The organism is Psychrobacter sp. NPDC078409, from assembly GCF_050268505.1.
In the GTDB taxonomy this organism is placed as follows: domain Bacteria; phylum Pseudomonadota; class Gammaproteobacteria; order Pseudomonadales; family Moraxellaceae; genus Psychrobacter.
The window spans coordinates 355,565-381,792 of sequence record NZ_JBNNGW010000003.1; the positions used below are offsets into that span (position 1 = coordinate 355,565).

Genomic DNA, 26,228 nt, shown 5'->3' on the forward strand with positions numbered 1-26,228 from the left:
TAGCAAATGGCTTATTTGGTTTTTTTATGAAAAATCTTACAGTCAATCATCTGATACTTTTCTATATAAAACTAAAAATCCAAGACTTTTATCACATCATAAGCTGGTGTTTCATAGGGATGTGCTTCTTTTAACGCGGTAATAGTAGCATCGATAAAAGCTTCATCTACCACCATTTCCACTCGCCACTCATCGACCGTTTCTAAGCTATTCTGTGTACCAATGTGCGGATTACTGCCTGACAATGGCATAAACTGACCGGCTCCTTGTACCTGCCAACAGCATTGCTCATAGTTTCCAATTTTCCCAGCGCCAGCAGTAAACAGAGCAGACTTTACTTGTTCTAACGCTGCATCAGGAATAAAAACGGTCAACTTATACATAGGCTTACCTCAGGGAATAGTTTTGAATCTCAATCTGCTAGTTCTTAGATAAAGAAGGGTGATCAGTCCATATATAACGTAGTAGCCAGTCTTTGGCATCACCTGCATAATCAATACCAATACGTGAGCGTAGTGATACAGGTGGCTGGCAGCCATCATTTTCTATCCAAACTTCGGATGTTGGCGAGATAGGCTTTCCATATAAATCGCGATCAATCTGCAAGCGTTTGGTCAATTTTCCAGGGCCTGCGAACTGCTTAGGATGTGTAAACTGCTTATCTGAACTGAGTTGTTGCTCTTCGATCAGACGGTCACTATCATCGGTCAAAAACCCAGCGCGAATCAATACCGATTCAGGCGACTCTACAGAGCCGCTAATCAAATTTAGCATATGATGCACGCCATAGGTCAAATAGACATAGAACACGCCACCTTGCTCATACATAATCTCTGTGCGCGACGTTCGAGTGCCTGCATGTGAATGGCACGCAGGATCATCTTGACCAATATAGGCTTCGGTCTCAGAGATACGCATACGTAGCGTTTTTTGCTGTCCATCGCTGTCTGTCAGCTGTCGACATAAGACTTTACCAATCAGGTCAGCAGCGACCACACAGGTCGGACGAGTAAACCAGTCAGGCTCCAAAACAGTTGATGAGGCAATAGACATTAGCAAAACCTTTTTTTATTTTTATGGTCTAATTGATATGAGTAAGTAATAACAAATTAGCATAAAAGTAAGATAAGATATCTAAGACAGTGTTGGCGCTATGTTTGATTTTTTATACGATCTAAACTACAAGCCTGTACCTAAAGAGTGATACTGGTTGATAAATAGACAGGAATTGCAGTCTGTTATAAGTGGTTCATTATGGCAGTCTATTTTAAGTAGTCTGTTAATAGGTTTGAAGGATGGGATAAATGGTTGTCTTTGGTTATACGCTATAAAGATCTTCTAATTTAAATTATTTAAACTCACTAAAATTGGACTTAATAAGATATCTAATGACGAAAAAAATTAAGATATTTCCCATAAATAACACAAGCATTAAGTAGGCATGACCAACATTTACCAGAAGTTGATTCTTACCTTTGTGTATCTGATAAATAGTTTCATCATCAGCGCTAATACTTGTCAGTTGCTTATAAGGGTTATGGTACCAATATAATTTAGGGATTTTATACCAATTAACAGTAACTTCCTTACCTTGAATAAGAGTTATCTTTTCAGAAGGTATGCGACAACCGCCATTCCCATTAGGCATTCGCGCACCCAAATAACAATTAATAATCGTATCGCTTCCATTGCTATTTAGGTTTAGCCAATACTCATTGCTATAGGTTTCTCTTAATGTTAAAACGCCTTCACTGCTATAGATACTTGATTTATCAACCGGGTATTTGTCAGATTTTCTATCTACATCCATCACAATAAGCATGTAGATAGTACCTACTACAACCATAAAGGTTAAAAAAACAATGTATAACTTTCCAAGGGTAGATAAATCACGAAAACTTAAGTTCATTTACTGATTTTTCCAAGTAGCCGCTTGTTAATGTATTGTTAATCTACCAGACTCCAGTGTGAGTAGCGGGCATAGACGTATTGAGTGCAAGGCCTGTATAGCACACTGACCATAGATGAAATGTGTATGCTAAAGCAAGTTACAACGTTGATGCCATTAGCCTACAGTCAAAGATTCAAGTCCTCACTAGGGTACCATCATAAATATAATGCCATAAAAAAACTGAGCACATGGCTCAGTTTTTTATTTTATGCTAAGTATCAGATACTTATTTTAATGGCACACCAATACGGTCAGCCACTTCTTCATAAGCTTCAATCACATCACCTAGTGACTGACGGAAACGGTCTTTATCAAGTTTCTTCTTGGTGTTCTTGTCCCAGATACGGCAGCCATCTGGTGAGAACTCGTCACCTAACACGATACGGTCATGGAATACGCCAAACTCTAGTTTGAAATCAACTAGGATTAAATCACCCGCATCAAACAATGCCTTTAGTACATCGTTGACTTGATAGGTCAGCTCTTCCATCTTAGCCAATTGCTCTTTGGTCGCCCAACCAAGAGATACAGAAAGTGATTCGTTAACCATCGGATCACCTAGCGCATCATCTTTATAAAACAGCTCATAAGTTGGCGGCGTCAATGCCTGACCTTCTTCTAAGCCTAAACGACGCACCAAACTACCAGCTGCAAAGTTACGCACCACGCACTCTACAGGAATCATGTCCAAGCGTTTAACCAACACTTCGTCATCAGACAATTGCTTCTCGAAATGTGTTTCGATACCAGCATCAGACAATTTTTGCATGATAAAAGCATTAAAGCGGTTATTAACCACACCTTTACGTGCTAATTGTTCGATACGCTTACCATCAAGCGCTGAGGTATCATCACGGAAGTGCAAAATCAGAAGATCATTGTCCTCTGTTTCATAGACAGATTTGGCTTTACCTTTATACAACAGTTGTTGCTTTTGCATTATGGGGGTTCCTGTTCGTTCAAGCTTATGTGGTAAAAACGCGCAGCTACCGCTGACTGATGTAAGACACATGGTTTGCGGCTATGATAAAAACACAACAGTCAGCGATATAGATAAGGGAATAAGTTTAGTTCGAAGTGTTGCTAACAGCACGCTGAGGTTTTGGCAGCTGATACTGATTGCCTGACTCATTTTGTAGTTGGAGCGTGTTTGCCCCAGCGTTAGGTGTTGAATACAAAGGTACAAAAGGTGCCGTTTCTTGGGCGGCAGGTAGCTCTATCGGTGCAAGCTTTTTGCTTTGTTGATAATCCAAGCTACCGTTGTCACGTTTACCAAGCAGGTTTTTGGTCGCTTGACAGCCGCTTAATACCAAAGTGCTACCCAAAACCAAGGTCAGCATTGCTGGAAATAATTTTGTCGTTGATGATGCTTTCATCATGTTGTCTCTCTGAGTTAGCAGTTATTGCTCATGTAGGCGATTGACTTATCGTGATAAGTTGACCTGCTACTAGCTCGAATATCAATTATCGAGCTAGCGACAAATCTAAAATCGCCGAATATCAATTGGCTAAGTATCAATTTATCGTATATTTGCTCGAACCAATGCCTCATCAATAGTCGCATGATGCTGCTCGGCGAGCCAAACCAATGGCAGACGAATACCTTTATCGATAATGCCCATTTTATGCAAGGCGTACTTCGCTGGGATAGGGCTTGATTCGATGAATAGGTCACGGTGCAGATGCTTGACCACGTCATGGATTTTACCAGCCGCTTCAAAGTCACCACGTAAACCCGCAGAAAAAGTCTCGCTCATGGCTTTTGGCGCCACGTTAGCAGTGACTGAGATATTGCCTTTGCCACCTACTTTCATTAGATCAAGCGCAGTGCCATCATCACCAGATAACACAACCATTCTGTCACCAACGGCTTTTATCAATTGCTCACCGCGACCGACAGATCCTGTCGCATCTTTGATAGCAACGATATTATCGATATCACACAAACGCTCGACCGTGTCTTGAGCGATATCAACCACTGTACGTCCAGGCACGTTATACAGCATTTGCGGTATATTTACGGCTTTGGCAATGGCTTGATAATGCTGGAATAAGCCTTCTTGTGGCGGCTTATTGTAGTAAGGAGCGACTAGCAACGCACAGTCTGCACCTGCATCGGCAGCATCCTGAGTCAGCTTGATGGCTTCCATCGTGTTGTTGGCACCAGTACCCGCGATGACCGGTACACGACCTTTGACATGCTGAACGAAATAGCGAATGACATCGCTATGCTCTTGCATAGATAGAGTCGCTGATTCGCCAGTAGTACCAACAGCCACAAGGCAATGTGTGCCCTGCTCGATCTGCCAATCTATGAGATCTGCGAGACGTTTATAATCGACTTTACCGTCAGGGTGCATGGGCGTTACCAAGGCTACCATTGAGCCTTGTAGTCGGGTTTTGATCTCGTCGTATGCTGTGCTCATAACCGTGCCTTACTGTATTATCCTAGCTTTTATTAAAGCTGTCACATGATAGGTCGTTTGCAAGTGGCCATTGCTTTCTATGCGTTGATAAACGCTAATGGCGTAACTTGCTTGATGTTAATGCTGCGTCTCTACTTACTATAATAGCGTTTGTACCATAGATTATTATATCTACGATATCAGTATCGTAATGGCAATCTACCAAGAGTAATGGGCGTACTTACTAACCGACAGAAATATAATAATAAGAGTGCTCGTTAGTGTAGCATATTTTGATTTGACCGCTATCAATCAATTGGCAGTCAGCACATAATTTTAGTACCAAAAAACGTGTATTATTTTTCGCTTAAATTTATAGAACTTGGTCTAAAACCTTGTAGATAAATAGTTACATCATTAAAGGAGCAGTTTAGCGTAATCAACGTGCGCTGATAAGTCTCTTATGTAATATTAACGAATCGTCAACACATCGATAGTAGGTCGATAGAATCGAAAAGGCAACCCTCTCGTACCGATGCCGCTACTGACAAATATCTGTGCACTCGCATGTTGGTATAGGCCGCGTTGCTTACCCATGCGACTGTTATATAGCAATGCTGGTTGCTCACTACTGCGTCGAATATCGTTTTGTTTTTGAGCAAGCAGAATATTTTTTTGAATAGCTTTTGCAGCGCCTGTTATCAATAAAGGACGTGGTTGTAAAAATTTTGGCAGATCACTGATACTATCAAATCGTGATGCCAAGATAATCACTGGACTGGTGGCATTGGCAATCTCTGTTCCAAGCATTGCTTTATCAGTCGCCTCTGACGTTTCAATATCTGTAGATTGCTTGGGTACATCTTGCCAGCCACAAAGCACCGCTACTAATGGATTTGTATTCAGATTTTCTTGCTCAACACTGTCTTGATTATTAGCTTGATTATTAGCTTGATTATTAGCTTGATTATTAGCTTGATTATTAGCTTGATAATTAGACTGGTTGACAACTGACTGCTTATTTGTTGCTCTTGCACATTTGAGTGGCAGTGACGTACATTGCTGACCGATATAGTTAATATCGAGTACATCAAAAGTACTGGCCAATGTATCTTCTAGTAGCGGCTGACCTTGCTTGGTCGTATTCATAGATTGATAACGCAAGTCCGACGTACTCATGACCGTATAAACAGGTTTATTGACCCCTTTAAACAGCATTAACTGACCCACCAAGTCTGCACTTGGATAATATAGCCAGTCGCCCGTAATCAGTACGGCATCTGCTGACAAGGCATTAATAGTAGAGACCAACTTGCGAATATGACGCGGCTTACCACCGTATATCCCTATACGCAAATCTGCCAATACGGCGACTTTGAGCGGTGTAGACAAGTCTAAGTCAATAGAATGATGCTCTAATCGTAAGCGGTTGGGTTGTACAATGACAGTATAAAAGTATAAGCCCATCATCAATATTGCTATCAGTACGGCAGGTAATGATAGCTGCGCTAACATCGGTATCAGGTCCTGTGACCAAACCATGATAAGCAATACTACCCAAACAGGCATCGTATAAGCGGCATAATATAATGCGAGCTTCACCCAAATGCGCATAAAGCGCTTGGTAGGATTGGCATTAAACGTTTGTAGCCCTGACCACAGTGCAATGTACGCTAGCAATGCTGCTGACGTCGTTGTAATAAGCGTATGTAGAGCGGGGTCAGTCATAATTACCTAGCGGTTGCATAATGGTACGAGCCTACTAAGCGACTCGGCCCACCTTAGAGCCTATTGATTGATCAATAACTCATTTAACGAATGGATTGCTGTTGAGGTCTTACTCTTAGCTGTTTGATAAAAAACCAAACATTATAGAGGTCGACCTCCATGATAGACAAGCACAATTATTGACGTGCGCGCTGCCTTTATACTCTGCACCGTAATCTGAGTTACGTTATTAGTCACATTAACAGCCACGCTTTAATCAGGACACCTACTCAATACGTAGACCAATAATAGCAGGAATGCCTTGGCGTATAACTTCTATAGTGACCACGCCTTTTTTAGGAAGAGATGAGATAGCACCTGAAAAGTCTGCTACTGTTTCAATCGGCTTTTGATGAAAGTTAGTGATGACATCGCCTGCCAGAATACCTGAGCGCGCGGCCAATCCAGTAGGATCCACAGTGGTAACCAATATGCCCGTTTTATTATCGACAGCGATTTCTGCTTGTTCATCTGCCGTCAAATCGCGTAAACGCAAGCCCAACTGCACATCATCATTTTGCTCATCACCGCTCTGTGCTCTTACATCATTGGGCGCATAAGCGAGCTTACCGTTAATCACCATCTGCTTACCGTTACGCTGAATCCGTGCACGGAAGGGGTCGCTTGGACGCGCTCGATTGAGCAAGTTCAGCAAATCTGATGCCTCCATGATTTGTACGTCATTGTATTGCAAAATAATGTCACCAGGTTTTAGGCCTGATTTTTGTGCTGGTGAATCTGGTGATACACGAGTCAGTAAGGCACCTTGAGGGCGCTCTAAATTGTAAGCCTCGGCCAGATTGCGATCGATATCTTGTGGATAGATTCCTAGATATGCACGCGCCACTTCACCGTCGTTTTTCAGCTGTTCATAAATGTCCATGGCAGCGTCAATAGGGATAGAGAATGATAGTCCCATATAACCGCCAGTACCACTAAAAATGCGCGAGTTGATACCAATCACTTCACCGCGCTGGTTAAATAGTGGCCCGCCAGAGTTACCCGGGTTTAGTGCTACATCCGTTTGGATAAATGGTACGCTCGTCTCACGCGAAAAACTACGCGACTTGGCACTGACAATACCAGCAGAGGCTGAATAGTCAAAACCAAATGGCGAACCAATTGCTAATACTGGCTCTCCTACTTTTAAACCACTGGAGTCGCCGATAGGCAGGGCTGGAAATTGATTGCCCTCAACTTTTAGCACGGCCACATCTGAGCGCTCGTCACTACCAACCAAAGTTGCATCAAGCTCGGTTCTGTCATTGAGCGTCACAGTGATTTTGTCCGCACCTGCGATGACATGATGATTGGTCAGCATGTATCCATTGGAGGTTATAAAAAAGGCCGTACCATAAGCATGTTCAATCGCTGGCGTCGCGACTCGATCAGGGATGCGTAGACGATCACCAAAGAACTGACGCAATACTTCAGCAGTCTGAGCCTTAGCAAGCTCGGCTTCACTAATCGTTTTGGTGACATTGACGCGTGCCACTGCTGGCGTGACTTGTTGCACCAAACCAGAGAAATCAGCCGTAGTGACTGCAGCCTGAGCACTGTTTATCGTCGTGACATTAATACTAGCAAACATCGCGGTACTAACAGCGAGTGCCAGCGCACTACGTTGTAACCAGCGCTGCATATTGGCAGTGGTCTGTCCTTTGAACATATTGATAGGCATTTTGTGTCCTCCATATGAGTAATCGCTGTTATTAACAGCCACGTTATGATTGTCAGCGATAGCGACTACACCAAGCGGCATGCCCCTATTCGTTACTGTTTGGTGAAATTATATTCTTTTATCTATTTATCTTGTCTATTTATGCGGCGCAGCACTTTTATTCGAACTTATTGTCATAACTATTTAGCCGTTACTTTACGCTTATTTTTATCCCTACTCATTACTTGAATACTTATAGAGCGCTTGTCTTTAGAACATGGTTAATAGTGTAGAACATGGTTAGTAGTGTTTTATAAAAATAAATACTCTTAACGTTCAGTATATGACATTTCATAGCGCCAACACTATTATCCTGTGCGCGACGTGCATGCCCCACGCAGCTACTGTATGATAAATAAAAACTTAAAGTATTGATTTGATGCCTTTTGCATAGTGCAGGATAACCCAAGGCAGCGTTATTTCATATGGGCTTCGTATACTTTCGTGGCCGTGAGATAGCTTTTTAGCAGGTACGGCTTACATCAGCTTGAAATAAAATCATGGTATGATGTCAAACCAAATATTTTACTAAACAAACAAAAGTTAGCTTGTATATAAGACTGTTTATTGCAGGTTTATAAACTGGCTATCATCACTCTTGTTTTCCATCTTTTGCATTTCTAGCGTATTGTGATTTATCTAGAAGCGCTTTTGTCTTTGCTACTTTATAGTAGTTATATCATATCTAGCTTATGTTGTGATTCATGAGGGCTATCAGTGCGATGGTCTAGCTACAACAAAAACGGATAACAACTTATTGTTAAATAAACGGTAGCGACTATCTTATAACAGCTATCGGTAGATATAAAATATGACAAGATTATAAAAGGATTAATTTATGGATACCGCCCTTTTGCTATCCGGCGTGGTTGGGATTGGCATTGCCGCCCAATGGTTGGCTTGGTATTTAAAGCAACCATCCATTTTATTTTTATTACTGATTGGTATTATCGTCGGCCCAGTGTTGGGTGTCTTTGACCCAGATTTGGTGTTGGGCGAGCTGATGTTTCCTTTCATCTCTTTGGGCGTAGCGATTATCCTATTTGAAGGATCGTTAACGCTAGAGTTTGATGAGATTAAGCAACATGGTACCGTGGTACAGATGCTGGTATCGGTCGGTGTACTGATTACCATTGCTATCGTGGCACTATCGACTTATTTACTATTCGATGTCGATCCATTGATTGCTCTACTCTTCGGTGCACTGGTCTGTGTGACTGGTCCAACGGTTATCATGCCGCTGCTACGCAGTGTACGCCCCAACAAAACCATTTCCAACATCTTGAAATGGGAAGGTATTATCATTGACCCAATCGGCGCTATCGCTGTGGTATTGGTCTATGAGTACATTATCTCAGGCGGCGAAGCCAGTAGTATTCTACTGTTTGCTAAGATTGTCGTATTGGCAACTGCAATGGGTATGGCGGGCGCTTGGCTACTTGCATTCCTCATGCGCCGTCATATGATTCCTGAGTTTTTGCGTAATGTTTTTACTCTAGCATTTGTACTGGTGTTATTTTCGATATCAAATCATTTGGAGCATGAATCAGGTCTATTAACTGTCACAGTATTGGGCGTGGCATTGGCAAACTGGCCAAAATTCCCACGTGAGACGATTTTAGAGTTCAATGAATCGTTAACCATTTTGCTGATTTCAGTGCTGTTCATTATTCTGGCGGCGCGTGTAGAGTTGGCAAGTTTGCTCAGCGTTGGTTTTGCAGGGTTAGTGCTGCTCGCTATCGTGATGTTTGTCGCACGTCCACTATCAGTCTGGGCATCGGCTATCGGCTCTAACCTTAAGACCAATGAAAAGCTGATGATTAGCTGGATTGGCCCACGTGGTATCGTTGCTGCTGCCATCTCATCACTGTTTGCAATTCGTTTGCAAGAGTATGATATTCAGGGCGTAGAGCTGCTTGTACCTCTCGTATTTATGGTTATCATCGGTACGGTCATGATTCAGGGTCTGGGTGCAAAAGTCGTCGGTAATCTACTTGGCGTACGTGAGCCTGAGACCAACGGTATCCTTATCGTCGGCTCAAACCCAATTGCGCTATTGATTGCTACCTCTCTAAAAGACCAAGGCTTTGACGTCATCGTTGCGCACAATAACTACACCAATATTGCACGTGCACGCATGAGCGGTCTACGTACTTACTTTGGTAATCCTATCTCTGATCACGCAGATCATCATCTGGATCTAATCGGTATTGGTCGTTTGTTTGCGATGAGTATGGACAAAGAAATGAACACATTGTCCGAGATTCACTATCGTCATGAATTTGGTGAGCGTAAGCTATACCGTCTTAAATTCAGTGATGAGAAAGTCAAAAGCGAGCGTGATGACAAGCAATCGAACTTCCATTCACAGTGGTTGTTTGGCAAAGATGTGACCTATACTAAGCTTGCCAGTATGCTGTCCAAAAAAGCTCGAATTAAGATTACCAATATTACGGATAGCTACAGCTTTGAGCAATATAAAGCGGATAATAAGCAATTCGTACCGCTATATACGGTAGATAAAGAAGGCAAACTACACGTCATCACCGATAAGTTTGACGGTACTGTCCCTCGTGACCGTAAGCTTATATCGCTAGTGGTAGACGATGAAGTACAACCAAAGCCAGTCGATGTAACGCCTAAGCAAGAGCAGGCTCGCATGGCAGCTGATGCTAACTTTGAGTCTAACTCAAAAGCCCCTGAAAAGCGCAAAGAGCAGGAGCCTAGCCCTGATGACAGTCAGACAGCAGCGCCAGATCCTTCGGTAGATAGTGACAAAAGTGATGGGCAAAACACTGCTAATCAGTCATCAACTACCCAAAGCAGTAGCATTGAGACTCAGTCACCTTCTAGCACTATCGTAGAGAAAAGTGAGCCAGTAGAAGAGCCAAAAACGTCTGCTACGAATGTGGATCATAAAGGCGTCATGTCTGCAAACTCGACAGCGACTTCGAAAACCAAAACCTCTACGAACAGTAATGGCAATGGTAGTGCGCCTAAAAACAAAAAAGGGGCGCTTGACCCAAATCGTCTACCTGACTCTGCTCAAGATAGCGACGCCTCTATCGCTCCTACTGAGGATGTAAAAGTAGATAAGCCAGACGAAAAATAATATGCCTTATTGACTTAATAATAAAATATTTACCTTAACAAAAAGCCCCAGCAATGAGCTGGGGCTTTTTATTGGTGCTAACTGACTGTCTAACTAACTATCGATACATCTAACTGCCCTATAAATCTATAAATCTACTTGGCAAAATTTAGTTATTTGATATCGAATCTGTCCATAACTGTCTGCCATATACGTGCACTCACATCATCCGTACTGCCCGATGCATCAATACGCTGTATGCGCTCAGGGTATTCGCTCGCTAGCTGGCTAAAACCAGTATGCACCCAAGTAAAAAACTCGGTAGCCTGCTGCTCAAAACGATCTGCCGCACTGCGCTTGTTGGCACGTTTCATGCCCTCTGCTACAGGCAAATCCAACCACAATGTCAGCTCAGGAAGCTGCGTCACAAATTGTTTGATAAGCATATCTATTTTGCCGCGTACCAGCTCGTCACCATACGCACGCCCAAAGCCCTGATACGCAATAGTAGAGTCGGTAAACCTGTCACATATTACCCAAGTACCATTTTGAAGCGCTGGTAAGATGACTTGCTGCATGTGATCACAGCGCGCAGCAAACAATAGTAGCAGCTCGGTATCGTCTTCGATATCCGTCGCTGGGTCCAATAATATATCACGCAATTGCTCGGCAAATGGGCTGCCACCCGGCTCACGAGTACGCAGATATGGAATGCCATTAGCTTCTAAGCGCAAGCATAACTGTTCAATCGCGGTGGTTTTGCCCACGCCTTCAGTGCCTTCAAAACTAATAAAGCGGCCTAAAGTCGGTGCCGTCTCCGTATTTGAAGCACTTGATTCAGGTAGATTCGATGATGGTATGCTGGTATGTGACGGTGTTGCGCTGGTGTGCATAGATACTGACATGATATGACCTTATGTCATTGATGAGCGCTACCTCTACTTTGTAGCACTCAATAAACGATAAGTTTTATAAGAAGATTAAGAGGGTATTTACTGCGGCGGCGTTTGAGATTTTTTCTCACGCATGACACTGAGATAGTCTTTTACCGCTTGATTATGCTCAGCCAAGCTATTGGTAAATTTGTGTCCGCCATTGCCCGTTGCCACAAAATACAATGCTTCACTATCGGCAGGATGTAAAGTCGCTTCGATAGAAGCCGCTGATGGTAGCGCAATTGGTGTTGGCGGTAAACCGTCAATTTGATAGGTGTTATAAGACGTTTTTTCATTGATGTCTTTGCGGCGGATATTGCCATCATAACGACTGCCCATACCATAGATAATGGTCGGGTCCGTCTGCATACGCATGTTTTTATTCAAGCGATTTCTAAATACGGCAGAGACTAAAGGACGTTCATCAGCAACGCTGGTCTCTTTTTCGATAATAGACGCCATCACTAACGCTTCATATGGACTCTTGTAAGGGAGGTTCGGTGCACGATTTTCCCACGCATCAGTCAGTACCTGCTGCTGACGCTTATACAAGTCAGTCAATACTTTTTTATCGCTGGTTCCTTCACCATAATAATAGGTATCAGGCGCGAACCAACCTTCAAGATTGTAGTTAACAATCGGGTCACTACTATTAGCCACACTATCTGGCAATACACCCGTCAAGTCCAATGCTTGGGCAATACTGGCATTGTCACTATCTGCGGTCAGTACTTCTTTTTCGATTTTGTCGTTGTCACGCAGCGCTTGGTAAAGGTCTTTAGATGTCTTACCTTCGATAATCTGTACCTTGACCATAGCCGCTTTTGCGCCTTGACCTAGTATTTGTAGCGCCTCAGCGATAGTCGGGTTTTCGGGTAATTGATAAGTCCCAGCATGCAACGGTGCATCGACTTGCGATTTGATATATAGCTTGGCCACACCTGCCGAAAACAGCGGAATCTGCTGCTGCCACTGCGGTAGTAGACCATAATACGTCTGACCTGGCTCAATCGTGACCATTTGCTGCGGCTGCTCGATACGACCAAACAACGTCTGATAAACCATAACTAATAAAAATGCAGCAATAAGCCCCAACACCAGCAGCACTTGATAGCCGCGTTGCATAAAAAACGACGGGTTATTGACTTTATATTGGCGCGGTTTACTGTTGCCGCTGATGAGCGAGACGTTAGTTGCTGGCGTTGCTGACGTGTCTTCCACCTCATCTACCACTGGTTGCGCGTCCGGCAGCGTGGTATCGACACGCTCCTCGACTGTGCCATCTTGTTTATTTGACGGCGACTCATTGGGACGTTCAGGTGGTATATTGGGTGTAGGCTTGCTCATGGCAACTCGCGTGGCAGATGTTTGCTAGAATTTAGCACTGAACCGTGCGATTTTCAATGGTATTTGCTTAGCTTATGAATTATCTTGCTATTGATAGCAGTTTATATGGCTTAATACTTAAGTGTTTTTTTCAGTATTCTCAGCTTATCTATTAATAATGAAAATATCTTATGAACCTACATTTTAACCAAAGTCTTGCTAAAAACTATCACTCTGAATCTCAAAAAGTTCGTGTACTCAGTGAAGCATGGGTAAAAGAAAATAGTTACTGCACCAATTGTAGCGCCCAATCGCTAGCTGAGTTTGCTAATAACAAACCTGTCGCTGATTTTTATTGCGGAAATTGTAATGAGCAATATGAGCTAAAAAGTAAAAAAGCTAAGTTAAGCAATGTTGTCAATGATGGTGCTTATAAGACGATGATTGAGCGTATCAATAGTAAGAACAATCCCAGCTTCTTCTTTTTAACCTACTCAAAAGAATACACCGTCAATAACTTTCTGATTATTCCCAAGCATTTCTTTACACCCGATATTATTGTTAAGCGTAAACCCTTATCAGTGAATGCCAAACGAGCAGGTTGGGTTGGTTGCAATATTGACTTACGCCAAGTACCCGAATCAGGCAAAGTGTTCTTGGTAAAAAACCAACAAGTTATACCGCGTGAAAATGTCACCCAACAGTTCCAAAAGACTTTGTTTTTACGCAAGCAATCTATGGCTTCACGCGGTTGGACACTCGATGTCTGGCAATGTATCGACCGTCTCGATGTCAGTTTTTCTCTCAATCAGGTCTATGCTTTTGCTGAGGAGTTGCAGCTCAAACATCCTGAAAACAACCATGTAAAAGATAAAATCCGCCAACAATTACAAGTACTACGAGATAAAGGCATCATTGAATTTGTAAGCCGTGGTCATTATCGAAAATTATACTAAACTTATCAATTGTCCCAAAGTGGTAAATTTGCGCTTGATACCAGAATTTCATAAAACCTATGCGGAACATAGTCTTTTTCTAACTCACCATGTAGTAGAAATAAAGAACTTAAGTCATCTTCAAAGCAATTACTGACTTTATTCTTCACATATTTGTTCCAGTCTATAAGCAATCCTAGTGGTGTTCGAACAGATCTAGTGAAGGGCTGCCCTTTGACAGTAATCTGGCACATTGAATAATCACTCTTTATTGGAACATTAAAATCGTATTTAATGCCTTCCTCTGATATATACGAATATTCAAACACACTACCGTAAGCAACATACTTCTTACTTTTGCTAAAATACATAACACTAAATGCTAGTTGCGATTTAGTATCTACATAGACATTTTCATAAGGATATTGTTTTGCTTTAAGACAAATTTCACTAAATATCATCAATCGACGTACTTGTAGTGGGATTCGTTTATCTTCATAGACTGAACTCATTCGATTTTATCCTTTTAAAAGAAAGGATCGTTGATCGATTTGCTTTATGACACAAGTCTGCGTAACAAAAGACGATCACTTCTTTCGAGGGCTTTTGCTAATCTACTTGCTATAAATGACTGAAGTGATATATGAGAATCGAGTGTGAATATAATAAGAAAAGATAAAAAGGCAGCACAAACCTTTCAAGTTGAAATTGTCGAAACATTAAGCACTATCGTGGATGTTGTCGCAGAAGATGAGCAAAGTGCGCTTTTGAAAGCGCAAGAGATGTATAGAAATGAGCAAGTGGTTTTATATCCAGATGATTTTATTGATACCCAATTCAATATCTTTCAATAACAGCTAGGCAGATTCAAGATCCACAACCTCACCTGACAACAACGTCAGACTGCTCATTGGCATGATACCGCGCAGTGCATTGCAAAAGAAGAGCTGCGTTAGTTTAGGTAAATCCTCATCTTGTAGTGACCTGATTATGACTGGATACTGTGTCGTGGATAGTGCATCTATAATTACCTGACGCATGACGCCAGCAACGCCCGATTGAACCATAGAAGGGGTGTACCACTGGCCAGTGGTTAGGTAATCTTCATTATCTTTATGAATACTAGAGGCAGTTTTGGATTCTGATAGTGGTGCGTCTGCCAATTGATAGAATACATTACTCATCGTGCCCTCAACCCATTGCCCGCTTATATCACGTAGCAGTCCTTCACCAAGTGTTGAAGCAAGATTTGATGCCAATGGCTCAGCTTTTATACGTTGTAGCTCACCACTAGCGAGGACATTGTCTAAACGATTAAGACTCTTGAGACCTGCCAGCGATGGCGGTAAGCAAGCAATCTGAGAAGACAAACATATTGCCGAAGCATTAGGTTGGATAGGTACTAGGTTGCCATCAGGTAAAGACAACTGCAGCGCAGTAGAAACTCGCATTGCCGTAGCCTTTAGCCATATTTCACAGTCGCTACCATTTGCATTAGGTGTATAACCATAACCGCGTACATTCTGCGCAGCGCGAGTAACTACTAGCTTGAGCATACCTTGCTCTAACTGCTGGGCATACAGTTTCAGTACGGCTAATAGCTCTTCGCTATTTATATTTAACTGCAAGGCTTTAGCATGAGAGACAAGCCTCTGATAATGGTAGTCTGACCACAGTATCAATCCATCAATGACACCCATGGTGGTAAAAAACCCGTCAGCGTATGCCAGCCCGCGATTATCTAAAGACATCGTTACCGTTTGGCTAGTCGCCCTGTTGTCTTCGGTCAAACTACTATCATCGGTCACACTGCTGACTTGTGGGTACAGACACACCCAGCCGTTTGGCACTGACGTCATATCGGTCATGATTTAGCTATTGTCTGTTTGAGCGGCGGCTTTATTGATCACCAGCATGCAGCTATAAAACTCGCATTTTGCCAGCTCTATTTTTTGTCCACCGACGATTCTGTTTTTGATGATTTGGCTATTGAGCATATCAGCAACCATTTTACCGCCATCATCACCCATCAATTGACGCGATAGTTGATAGGCTTTTTTGGCGTGGTTTTGGCTCAGCTCTTTTTCTTTGTCTGTATCAGTAGGATTGGCATAGTACCAGCCTAGCTCTAGATATTTTTCAGAGTCGATGATATCTAGATAAGGCGCATCCGTTTTCATAAAGCGATATTTTGCCGCTGGATTACTGGCATAGTCTAGGCTGTTTTCGTCAGTGCTCATCACTTCGCCAAACACAGATTTTATACTATCTAACTCATCCACCGCGAGTGACTCAACCTTATCCGTACCCCATGCTGCGACATCATATCTCACTGGTGTGCCTTGCTGAGCAGTGGCACCGTCTAGGTCAGGATTGTTTGCGCTGTCCTGTACTGGCTCATTCGTTGTTGCCTGCTCAGTAGTCTCCGCATCTGGATTTGGAGCATCTTCTTTGGTGCTGTCACAGCCACTGAGCGTCACACCAACTGCCATTATCGTACCGACTAGAAGGGTCTGTAGGTTAGGATTCCACATGGATAATTTACTCACACTTTTAGATTGATCTCGAAATAGTATTAACGAGCTGGCAGGAACGCCGCTGATAACGAATAGTTTTCAATAAAGAGCACATTTCACAAATATTATAATCTAGCAGTCATTACAGCATATTGATATAGGTTTCCATATTTTATAGTTTACCCAACTGCTCAGCACTTGACTACCTTTTACGTTACGCGGAGCACTCCCCGAGAGTACAGATTTGTTAAATATATGACGTACTAAAACAGTCTTCTCTTTAGTAGGAAGTAGAAAACTACTTGCGCGTATTTTGCGTATGTTTGCCTCAATGTCAGAATTTATTTTCAAAAGCGATAAGGCAACCTCTAATTAACGCTATCACTTTCTAATAATCGATTGGTGATGGCCTCTTGGTTTGTCAATTATAGCGTTATCCCTTATGATGATTGAGCGCTACTTATTGCTTCTTTGATAGTATTTCTATTCTCTAGCCAGCGGACTATTTATGACCCAACACTTTATCGTTATTGGCAATCCAATCGCCCATAGTAAATCTCCCGAGATTCATGAGCAGTTTGCTATTCAAGCAGGGATTGATATTAGCTATCAGCGTCAGTACTGTCCTGATGATGCCGCCAGTTTTACAGCTGTCGTTGAGGCGTTTTTTTGCGGTGGTGGTTTGGGTGCCAATGTGACAGTTCCTTTTAAACAAGTGGCTTATGACTGCTGCGCGGCGCGTGGTGGTTTATCAGAACATGCCAAGACGGCAGGTGCGGTCAATACGTTACTGTTGAACAAAGCACTATTAGAAAGCGGCGTGCCAATCACTGAAGCACTCTATGGTGATAACACGGATGGGCAGGGACTTATCAATCACATTATGAGTATGGACTGGCCGCTGACCGATGCTCGTGTGGCGCTAATAGGTGCAGGCGGTGCCGCTCGTGGCGTAATACTGCCATTATTTGAAGCGGGTATTGGCTCTCTCACGATTGCCAATCGCACCGTGTCTAAGGCAGCCGATTTGGTAAATGAGCTAAGCGCGGCTAGCTCAATAATCGATAACCAAAATATCGAGGTTTGCGCAACCAATGAGCTCAGTGGCGCTTTTGACATTATCATTAATGCCACCTCTATTGGTTTATCAGGTGATACGTTGCCGCTGGATGATGCTCTAAACTGTCAGTACGCTTACGACATGATGTATGGTCGTCCACTACCGTTTTTACAGCACTTTGCCGCTCGTGGCGCGCAAATCTCTGAAGGCTACGGTATGCTTATCGGTCAAGCTGCATTGAGTTTTGAGCGCTGGACTGGTCATACGATCGACGTCGCAAAAGCGACAGCTGCCTTGAGTCAAAATACTTAATGGAACTCTTAATAAGCAGCATTAAACTGCTGCTTATTATTCACTAAAGCGCAGCAGCAGCCAATTTTCAAAACGCCGCAGCGGTACACGCAATCGCGTAGAGTGGATAGCCAAACCACCACTGAGACCAATCACACAACCGAGTGCCGTATCAATCATGCGCGTATGAATAACATCTCCTGCTACTGGCGGCACCGGCATCGTGCTGCCATACTCCGCAATAAATATCGTCAACGGCGTAATAAAAATCACCGCCAACCCATAATGCCGGTCGACAAATGACTCAATCAATAACATCATTGATAATATAGCCACTGCGACACCCCAAGTCGATAGCCCCCAAGACAGCATCCAACTTGCAACCACCATACCAACCAACGTACCCAATATACGATGCAATTGCTTGATCCACATGGTTCGTAGCTGTATGCCTTGAATAATAATAAAGCAGCTCATGGCGACCCAATATGGGTAAGGCATGTCTAACAGAACGGCAACGACCAACGCCAGACTGATGAAACCTACGACAATGAGGCTATCACTGATCATATCTGGCTCATAATGATAACTAGGCGCAGAAGCAATAGGACGTGTGGCTAACAAAAACAATGTATACAGTAGCGCCAGCAACATCGAAGACCCGCTACCCAATAACACAAGCCCTATCGCTGAGAGCACTCGATCTAACGGGACAGGAATAAACAGCGCGATTGCACCAGCCATCAACACAAACAACCCTGCTGGTGGTGGTTGTCGATAGTAACGACCCAACATCACCACGCTAAGCGCAACAAGCATAAAGACAGGCAGCCTGAGTATAGGCAATTGCTGCGCCATCAAACCCAGCGCAAAACTGAGTATCATGGCAAACCCCCAAGCCATCACTGTTACCAATCGATAAGGTAACCCGCCCACCAATGGCAAATTGAGAATAATCATTGACCCCAGCGACGCTTTAATTCCAGCAGATAAGTCACCAAAGTAAGCGCCCACAAATACTGGAAAACTGATCGCAATCGCAGCAATGATTGGCATATGCCATGGTCGCTGACTGCGATTGACTGTGAGTAAATGATTCAGCTCACCATCGATTAACCCCTTGATACGAGTTAATAGTATGCTCAACCAAGAGGCTCGCTGTTGCTTTTTTGAGGTGTTCATAAATGGCTTTTCCTATTTGACAAGTCCATTTTTCTTTAAATTTAGATGAGTCTACATAGACCTTTATAGAATAATTTCAAGCGAAGATACAATTCACCTATACAAACTAAAATGAATTAATAACATAATTAATCATGAATAATAGTTATTAGTTATATATTTGTCGCTGTAGAAGATTTATAATCATATCAACGCCATAACAGCTGTCCGCCACTAAAGGCGTTCTAATAACTAATACACTGGAAAGCTGTCCACTAATAACTCACTTGATGACTAATATAACGTCTAGCTCATCTAAAATAAGTAAATATCGCTTACATAAGTTGTGACTCAAATATTGCGCCATAAGTCTATGATAGCGAACTAACCAAAGAGAGCGATTATGTTAACTTACAAAGCCCCCTTACGTGATATCAAATTTTTGATTAATGATGTATTTGACTATCAGACGCATTATAAAAGCTTAGACAACGGCGAAAACGCCGATCCTGAAACTGTAGACATGATTCTACAAGGCATGGCTGATTTTGCTGAAAACGTCATTGCGCCTCTATACCAATCAGGTGGTGAAGAAGGCTGTCATTTCGAAGATGGTGTAGTGACTACACCAAAAGGCTTTAAAGAGGCTTATGACCAGTTTGTAGAAGGTGGCTGGCAAGGTATCTCATACCCTGAAGAGTTTGGTGGTATGAATTTGCCAACCTCGATCAACCTGATCAAGGCTGAGATGATCGGTACTGCTAACTGGTCGTGGTCAATGTATCCTGGCCTGTCAACAGGTTGTATCAACACGCTGCTTCAGTACGGTACAGATGAGCAAAAAGCGCTTTATTTGCCTAAGTTGGTCGAAGGCTCATGGGCAGGTACCATGTGTTTGACTGAGCCACAGTGTGGTACCGATTTGGGTCAGGTAAAATCAAAAGCCATCCCACAAGAAGACGGTACATATAAAGTCAGCGGTACCAAAATCTTTATCTCAAGCGGTGAGCATGACTTAACAGATAACATTGTCCATATCGTTCTAGCACGTCTACCAAACGCACCAGAAGGCACGCGCGGTATCTCATTATTCATCGTACCTAAGTTCGTGCCGAACGCTGAAGGTGAAGCTGGCGAGCGTAATGCCGTTGTCTGTGGTTCAATCGAACACAAAATGGGCATCAGCGCATCATCGACTTGTGTATTGAACTTTGATGGTGCGACAGGCTATCTGATTGGCGAACCGCACAAAGGCTTGAAAGCCATGTTCACATTCATGAACACGGCTCGTATCGGTACTGGTATCCAGGGTTTGGCGCATACTGAGCTGTCTTTCCAAAATGCACTGCCATATGCCAAAGAGCGTCGTTCTATGCGTACGTTATCAGGTACTAAAGACCCTGAAAAAGTAGCTGATGCGATCATTCATCATGCTGATGTACGCCGTATGCTACTGACACAAAAAGCCTTTGCCGAAGGCGGCCGCTCAATGATTTATCATTCAGCTCGCTACGCTGATAAAATGGCACAAGGTATCGTCAATGGCGATGATGAAGAATTCGAAAAATGGGATGACAAGCTAGGCTTCTACACGCCAATCCTAAAAGGCTTCTTAACTGAGCTAGGTATCGAAGCTGCCAAGCACGGTCAGCAAGTCTATGGTGGTCACGGTTACATCAAAGAATGGGGCATGGAGATGATCGCTCGTGATGCTCGTATTGCGACGATGTACGAAGGTACTACTGGCGTACAGGCACTTGATCTACTAGGTCGTAAGGTTATCTTACAGTCTAAAGGTAAGATTATTCGTGACTACACCTCTAGCATCATGAAATGGTGTGGCGAGTACGCACTTGATAAAGAAATGCGTAAATTCGTTTGGGCATTGACTAAGCTATGTGCTGAGTGGAACACCTTGACGGTACGCTTGATGCTGATGGCACGTAAAGATCGTGAAATCATCTCAGCAGCGTCAGAGGATTTCCTAATGTACTCAGGCTACGTGATGATGGGTTACCACTGGGCTCGTATGGCAGCCGTCGCTTATGAAAAGTTAGAAAAGGGTGGCACAGAAGCACCAGAATTCTACAAAGCAAAAATTCAGACTGCTGAATTCTACTTTGATAAGTTGCTACCACGCACTTCTGGTCACGCAGAAGCGATGGTTGCACCAAGCGAAAGCATGACATCAATGGAAATCGATCACTTTGCTTTCTTAGATTAAAATTGACTAATACAGCATCGATAATCAATAAAAAGCGCCTATCATTTAGGCGCTTTTTTATGCTTAACTGAAAATCTGCTTATACAGAATATAAAGTAACGAGCAATTTTAGGAGAAAGCTATGCCAATACCCTATTACAAAGCTGCCGCGTTAGCCACACGCTGTATGCAAACATTGGTAATTAGCACTGTACTAGCAAGTATCGCTGCAAATAGTGCGATTGCAAAAAATAGCGACACCCCTCTTCATTTTTCGAAAAGTGCTATTAGTAGCGTCATCACTGGTAAATTAAATCCTAATGACAATGAACGTTGGTATCGTTTTGACGCTACCAGTGGACAGTATGCCGTGATTAATATTACCCTACTTGCTGGAACATCTGAGACTGCCAATGTCGGCGTATTACATATGCCAAATGGTACGCAAGATGGCGGCAAAGGCGGTATCGTCTATCAAGGCTGCTTACCTGCGACGGGCACATATCGATTGCGTATCGCCCGCAATTTTATGGCTACCGAAGGCAAAATTGCGGGCTACAAGGTTGAAGTAATGATACTACCAACGTATGCCAGTCAGCTTTTATGCAATTGATTGTCGTCATTTAAGGTTGGTAACTTTAGCCTGCGAGCAGTCACTTTTTTAAGTAGTCGCTTTTTAATCAAACAGTTTTTGAGAAGATGGTTTTCAAAATACAGTTTGTAAAAAGGCAGGCGCTGTTAACTACCAAGCATTTTCTTATGATAGACCGCACTAATCTCTTCAACTTCTACACATATCTGCAATGCTGCACGTCCTGACTGCTCTGCGCCTATTTTTTCCTCGATAGTAGCAACCAGCAGCTCAGCCAACTGGTCACGAGTGGCCATATCACGTCCACTCATCAGCTTTAGGTGAGCATAAATAAATCCATTGGCTTGTTCATCGTCTTCAACACCTACTAGAAATGAATTAATAGGTACAATGCGTGCTTTTATATCAGCAGGTTGCTTAAACTGACCACTATCCCATAATACTTTGTTTAGCGATTTGAGCAATGATTCTTCGTGAGCGATACTGACGTTGGGTGTTACTTGAATGGTTAAATGTGGCATGAGCATGTCCTTAAATGTAGATAAAAATAATAGATAAGCTGGCGTATAAGTCTACGCCTTATCGCTATGGTCAATCCACAATAATCTTGCGCCAAAATATCTTCAATACAAGCAAAACCAGTATAGATTACTCATAAATATGCTTAGCGAAATTGTCGACATGGCGAATTTATAATAGGCAGATTATAGCCACCGTAGAATATTTTATTCATCAGTGATATCACTAAAGCAAGCATCAAGCGTCGCGGCCAACTGTGCAGGCGGCAATTCAATCTCCAGACCGCGGCGACCCCCACTTACATAGACAGTGGCCTGATCTTGAGCTGTGCTATCTATGACAGTTTTTAGTCGTTTTTTTTGACCCAGTGGACTGACACCGCCCAACACATAGCCCGTACTACGCTCTACTTGTTTGGGGTCGGCCATCTGTACTTTTTTGCAAGATAGCAATTTATTAGAAGATAGCGCCTTAGCCATTTTTTTAAAGTTAAGTGTCTTATCGACTGGCAATATCGCCACAGCCAGTACGCTAGTATCGGTAGTCACGACTAAAGTTTTGAACACCTGTGTCACCGCTACGCCAAGTTTTTCTGCGGCTTCTAAGCCAAATGAAGCGGCATTGCTGTCGTGAATATATTCGTGTACTTGGTAATCAAGGTTACGTTTTTTGGCAAGATCGATAGCTGGAGTCATAATCTTTAGGCTTAATAAAGTGAAATTGAAAAGTGGACGCTATATCTATGAATCATCAATGATAAAAATATATTATTACGCCAAATATATGAACTTTCAAATGTTTGAGCATTTTGTATAATTTGTCACTCACTACAGCGTAACCAAACCGTATTAATATTGGTAGTATATACAGACACTATATATCGCTTTGGTGGCTTTTATGGCATCATAAGCGCAACATATTTGACTATTTTTGATACTGATTATGATACCGAAGTTCCTAAAAAAACGGATTTTTAAAGCGCCGGTCGCGACTGACCGTGCGTCTGAAACTGACACTGCTGAAACTGATGGCAATGCAATCGCTACTAAGCCTTATTCTAATGCACCGATCAATCAGCTGTATCGTAAGCTGTCAGGTCAGATGCTCGATATCGCCGTAAAACCTAAGCTATTAGGTGAGCTACCTGAATTCGACAATGATGATCAGACGCTACGGTTTTATGTACTACAGGATTACTCTCGTTCCAACAGTATTCTGATTGACTTGCAGACGCAAGAGCACAACTTACCGCCTGCACTGGTTGGAGTAAATGATGCCGCCCATAATATTAAAGAAAATGCGGCCATCATATTTTTAAATCATCCAAGTGCCAAAGACAGCCAATTGTCTCCTCGCCTTTCTCGCTTGGTATCTGCTGTATTACAATACCCTGAGCTAAAGGTACGTCTAGTGCCCGTATCGATTCTGTGGGGACGTGCACCTGAAAAAGAAGATTCGCTATTCAAGCTGCTGACTGCTGACAACTGGCAAGATCCTAGCATTACCAAGCAACTATTTAATATCGGGGTGATGGGACGCGATACTTTCGTACAGTTCCACCCACCGCAAGACTTACGTACCATTATCAATGATAATCTTAAAGGCGATGTGGAAGGACCTGCTACCTTTGACTCAGTTGCTACAGATGCCCTTAAAGCAGATTTGACTGTTACAGATTCACTTGATACAGAATCAACGGCTACTAACAGTGATGCCGCAGTTGATGCTGAGCAAACACCAAGTTATGCGCTAGTCGCATCGGCTGATAGTAATCGTGAACTGGTTCGTATGTTGCAGCAGCAACTGTCAATTTATTTAGATAAACAGCGCGCCAGTATGCTTGGCCCAGATCTATCAGATAGACGTAACTTGGTAGACAAACTGGTGTACTCGCCAGCGATCAAACATGCGATCGAGATGGAAGCGGCAGAAAAAGGGACCAGCGTTCGAGAAGCTCGTAGCCAAGCCAGAGGCTATGCTAATGAGATGGTCAATGACTACTCTCATTCTATCATCCGTGGTTTTTATAAATTTCTGACATGGTTATGGACGCAGTTATATGACGGCGTAGAAGTTCATCACTTCGAGCGAGTACGTGACCTTGCGACCGATTATGAGCTGATTTATGTGCCTTGTCATCGCAGCCATGTCGACTATCTATTACTGTCTTATGTTATCTACAAGCGTGGCCTGAGTATCCCTTATGTCGCAGCAGGTGACAACTTAGATGTACCGGTATTAGGCCCACTATTACGCGGTGCCGTTGCTTTTTATATTCGTCGTAGCTTCCGTGGTAACGCGCTGTATACCGCTGTACTGCGCGAATACATGCATACCCTTATCACGCGTAACACCCCGATTGAATACTTCATCGAAGGTGGTCGCTCACGTTCAGGTCGCTTGCTACCGCCGAAAATGGGTATGCTAGCGATGACCGTGCATAGCCAATTACGCCAAACCAATAAACCCGTGGTATTTATTCCAACTTATATTGGTTACGAGCGTATTATGGAAGGCGGCACGTATGTCGGTGAGCTAAAAGGTAAGCCAAAAGAGTCAGAGTCTTTAATCGGGCTGCTCAAAGTTGGCCGTAAAATCGAGCGTATCTTTGGTAATGTGCACTTGAGCTTCGGTACGCCGTTGCATCTTAGTGACTTTATGACAAAGTTCGATGTGCCAGCCAATAGTTTGCCATCCGATCGTACTGACTCGCCGCTTGATGAAAAGACCAGCGCCATGGTCGATAACATCGGTGTGAAAGTCATGCAGCATATCAATAAAGCTGCTGTCGTCACCCCTGTATCGCTGCTGTCATTAGTGTTGCTATCGGCACCGAAAGCTGCATTGGATGAAAATATTTGCCGTGAGCAAATCGCTTTGTATCAAGGCCTGGCTCAGCAGCTGGTCTACTCAGATGATACGGTTATCACCGATATGACACCGCAGCAAATCATTGATTATGGTATTAAGCTAAAACTTATTGAGCGTACGCCGCATATCTTGGGCGATATCATTCAGGTCGCAGGTAAGCAAGCAGCGTTGCTCAGCTACTTCCGTAACAACATTTTGCATGTCTTTATTTTGCTATCTTTCCTGTCTGCACTAGTCGCACGCAACGGACGTATTAAACGCAGCCGTCTCGATAGTATCGCTGAGCAGCTATATCCGTTCTTACAAAGTGAGCTATTCTTATATTATCCAGCACACGGCTTAGCCGATACGCTCAATAAGAAAGTTGATAATCTGCTGTCTCATGGGCTCATCGTTGACTTGGGTGATAATACGCTTAGCGTTCCTGAGTCTAATAGTAAGCACTATCAGCAGCTGCAAGTACTGGCAACTCCAGTTGGTCAAAGCCTTGAGCGTTACTTTATGACGCTTGCCCTACTCGCTCAGCAAGGCTCTGGCAACCTAACTGAAAACGAAGTTGTTGACCTATGTCACCTACTTGGGCAGCGTTTGTCTGTGCTCTATGCAGATGATATTCCTGACTTCTTTGACCGTGCTTTGTTTACCAGCTTTATCAGTGCGTTGACTCGTCTTGACTATCTACAAAAAGACGATGAAACAGGCATACTGACTTTCGACCATCGCATTAATGACATTGCCCATCATGCTAAGTACGTGTTAACGCCTGATATGATGCAAATCTTGCAGCAAGTTGCTAGTTTGGACGAAGAAGAAATCACTCACGCCATTACTGAGATTAGTAATAAAAAGCAGCGTAAGTTTGGGCGTAAGCGTTAATTTTAACGA

The 26,228-nt window shown here is 43.1% G+C and carries 23 protein-coding genes; 7 read left to right on the top strand and 16 right to left on the bottom strand.

What is annotated here, in order from left to right; genetic code table 11:
• Positions 1-71: 71 nt before the first annotated feature.
• From ACQKC9_RS07500 to ACQKC9_RS07535, 8 genes are all read right to left on the bottom strand, one after another.
• Entirely contained in the window at positions 72-383 is a 312-nt protein-coding gene (locus tag ACQKC9_RS07500; RefSeq protein ID WP_427621211.1) for an NGG1p interacting factor NIF3, read from the bottom strand.
• 37 nt (positions 384-420) lie between these two features.
• Complete coding sequence (locus ACQKC9_RS07505; protein WP_427621212.1) at positions 421-1,053, bottom strand: DNA-3-methyladenine glycosylase; 633 nt, start codon at positions 1,051-1,053, stop codon at positions 421-423.
• Between the two features lie 295 nt (positions 1,054-1,348).
• Positions 1,349-1,909 carry a hypothetical protein gene (locus ACQKC9_RS07510; RefSeq protein WP_427621213.1) on the bottom strand — a complete coding sequence of 187 codons (561 nt, stop codon included), beginning with the start codon at positions 1,907-1,909 and terminating at the stop codon, positions 1,349-1,351.
• 268 nt (positions 1,910-2,177) lie between these two features.
• Complete coding sequence (purC, locus tag ACQKC9_RS07515; protein ID WP_057757995.1) at positions 2,178-2,891, bottom strand: phosphoribosylaminoimidazolesuccinocarboxamide synthase; 714 nt, start codon at positions 2,889-2,891, stop codon at positions 2,178-2,180.
• Positions 2,892-3,018: 127 nt separating this feature from the next.
• On the bottom strand, positions 3,019-3,330 hold the full coding sequence (locus tag ACQKC9_RS07520) for a hypothetical protein (RefSeq protein ID WP_427621214.1): 312 nt from the start codon (positions 3,328-3,330) through the stop codon (positions 3,019-3,021).
• Positions 3,331-3,471: 141 nt separating this feature from the next.
• Positions 3,472-4,377 (bottom strand): 4-hydroxy-tetrahydrodipicolinate synthase, encoded by a 906-nt coding sequence (dapA, locus tag ACQKC9_RS07525; RefSeq protein WP_165598142.1) that lies wholly within the window; start codon positions 4,375-4,377, stop codon positions 3,472-3,474.
• A 450-nt stretch (positions 4,378-4,827) separates the two neighbouring features.
• A complete protein-coding gene (locus ACQKC9_RS07530) occupies positions 4,828-6,084 on the bottom strand; it encodes a hypothetical protein (protein ID WP_427621215.1) in 1,257 nt (418 codons plus the stop codon).
• Between the two features lie 265 nt (positions 6,085-6,349).
• Positions 6,350-7,714 (bottom strand): Do family serine endopeptidase, encoded by a 1,365-nt coding sequence (locus ACQKC9_RS07535; RefSeq protein WP_413786739.1) that lies wholly within the window; start codon positions 7,712-7,714, stop codon positions 6,350-6,352.
• Between the two features lie 967 nt (positions 7,715-8,681).
• Here ACQKC9_RS07535 and ACQKC9_RS07540 point away from each other — a divergent pair.
• The gene (locus ACQKC9_RS07540; RefSeq protein WP_427621216.1) at positions 8,682-10,955 is read left to right on the top strand and encodes a cation:proton antiporter; all 2,274 of its coding nucleotides are present in this window, start codon (positions 8,682-8,684) and stop codon (positions 10,953-10,955) included.
• Positions 10,956-11,107: 152 nt separating this feature from the next.
• On the opposite strand, the gene tmk is transcribed toward ACQKC9_RS07540, so the two are convergent.
• Both tmk and mltG read right to left on the bottom strand, forming a co-directional pair.
• A complete protein-coding gene (gene tmk, locus ACQKC9_RS07545; RefSeq protein WP_427621423.1) occupies positions 11,108-11,827 on the bottom strand; it encodes a dTMP kinase in 720 nt (239 codons plus the stop codon).
• Positions 11,828-11,926: 99 nt separating this feature from the next.
• The gene (mltG, locus tag ACQKC9_RS07550; RefSeq protein ID WP_201568204.1) at positions 11,927-13,216 is read right to left on the bottom strand and encodes an endolytic transglycosylase MltG; all 1,290 of its coding nucleotides are present in this window, start codon (positions 13,214-13,216) and stop codon (positions 11,927-11,929) included.
• A 170-nt stretch (positions 13,217-13,386) separates the two neighbouring features.
• Between mltG and ACQKC9_RS07555 the strand changes: the two genes are divergently transcribed.
• Positions 13,387-14,151 carry a DpnI domain-containing protein gene (locus ACQKC9_RS07555; protein ID WP_427621217.1) on the top strand — a complete coding sequence of 255 codons (765 nt, stop codon included), beginning with the start codon at positions 13,387-13,389 and terminating at the stop codon, positions 14,149-14,151.
• Positions 14,152-14,156: 5 nt separating this feature from the next.
• Here the strand turns inward: ACQKC9_RS07555 and ACQKC9_RS07560 are convergent, their stop codons facing one another.
• Positions 14,157-14,642, bottom strand: coding sequence for a hypothetical protein (locus ACQKC9_RS07560; RefSeq protein ID WP_347162619.1), 486 nt, complete (start codon positions 14,640-14,642; stop codon positions 14,157-14,159).
• 144 nt (positions 14,643-14,786) lie between these two features.
• On the opposite strand from ACQKC9_RS07560, the gene ACQKC9_RS07565 reads away from it, so the two are divergent.
• A complete protein-coding gene (locus ACQKC9_RS07565; RefSeq protein ID WP_296135133.1) occupies positions 14,787-14,984 on the top strand; it encodes a DpnD/PcfM family protein in 198 nt (65 codons plus the stop codon).
• A 3-nt stretch (positions 14,985-14,987) separates the two neighbouring features.
• Here the strand turns inward: ACQKC9_RS07565 and ACQKC9_RS07570 are convergent, their stop codons facing one another.
• Positions 14,988-15,998, bottom strand: coding sequence for an aminotransferase class IV (locus ACQKC9_RS07570; RefSeq protein WP_427621218.1), 1,011 nt, complete (start codon positions 15,996-15,998; stop codon positions 14,988-14,990).
• Positions 15,999-16,001: 3 nt separating this feature from the next.
• Positions 16,002-16,664: a hypothetical protein gene (locus ACQKC9_RS07575; protein ID WP_165598150.1), complete on the bottom strand. Its 663-nt coding sequence runs from the start codon at positions 16,662-16,664 to the stop codon at positions 16,002-16,004.
• Between the two features lie 490 nt (positions 16,665-17,154).
• Here ACQKC9_RS07575 and aroE point away from each other — a divergent pair, with 490 nt between their 5' ends.
• Positions 17,155-18,018, top strand: coding sequence for a shikimate dehydrogenase (gene aroE / locus ACQKC9_RS07580; RefSeq protein WP_427621219.1), 864 nt, complete (start codon positions 17,155-17,157; stop codon positions 18,016-18,018).
• A gap of 36 nt (positions 18,019-18,054) precedes the next feature.
• Here the strand turns inward: aroE and ACQKC9_RS07585 are convergent, their stop codons facing one another.
• Positions 18,055-19,179: an FUSC family protein gene (locus ACQKC9_RS07585; protein ID WP_427621221.1), complete on the bottom strand. Its 1,125-nt coding sequence runs from the start codon at positions 19,177-19,179 to the stop codon at positions 18,055-18,057.
• A 382-nt stretch (positions 19,180-19,561) separates the two neighbouring features.
• On the opposite strand from ACQKC9_RS07585, the gene ACQKC9_RS07590 reads away from it, so the two are divergent.
• The gene (locus tag ACQKC9_RS07590) at positions 19,562-21,382 is read left to right on the top strand and encodes an acyl-CoA dehydrogenase C-terminal domain-containing protein (RefSeq protein ID WP_427621222.1); all 1,821 of its coding nucleotides are present in this window, start codon (positions 19,562-19,564) and stop codon (positions 21,380-21,382) included.
• Positions 21,383-21,503: 121 nt separating this feature from the next.
• Positions 21,504-21,974, top strand: a complete 471-nt coding sequence (locus ACQKC9_RS07595; RefSeq protein WP_057757972.1) for a hypothetical protein — start codon at positions 21,504-21,506, stop codon at positions 21,972-21,974.
• A 125-nt stretch (positions 21,975-22,099) separates the two neighbouring features.
• Here the strand turns inward: ACQKC9_RS07595 and ACQKC9_RS07600 are convergent, their stop codons facing one another.
• Both ACQKC9_RS07600 and ybaK read right to left on the bottom strand, forming a co-directional pair.
• Positions 22,100-22,474: a 5-carboxymethyl-2-hydroxymuconate Delta-isomerase gene (locus ACQKC9_RS07600; protein ID WP_201548700.1), complete on the bottom strand. Its 375-nt coding sequence runs from the start codon at positions 22,472-22,474 to the stop codon at positions 22,100-22,102.
• Positions 22,475-22,678: 204 nt separating this feature from the next.
• Complete coding sequence (gene ybaK / locus ACQKC9_RS07605; protein WP_427621223.1) at positions 22,679-23,167, bottom strand: Cys-tRNA(Pro) deacylase; 489 nt, start codon at positions 23,165-23,167, stop codon at positions 22,679-22,681.
• Between the two features lie 247 nt (positions 23,168-23,414).
• Between ybaK and plsB the strand changes: the two genes are divergently transcribed.
• Positions 23,415-26,219 (top strand): glycerol-3-phosphate 1-O-acyltransferase PlsB, encoded by a 2,805-nt coding sequence (gene plsB / locus ACQKC9_RS07610; RefSeq protein ID WP_427621224.1) that lies wholly within the window; start codon positions 23,415-23,417, stop codon positions 26,217-26,219.
• The last annotated feature ends 9 nt before the right edge of the window (positions 26,220-26,228 follow it).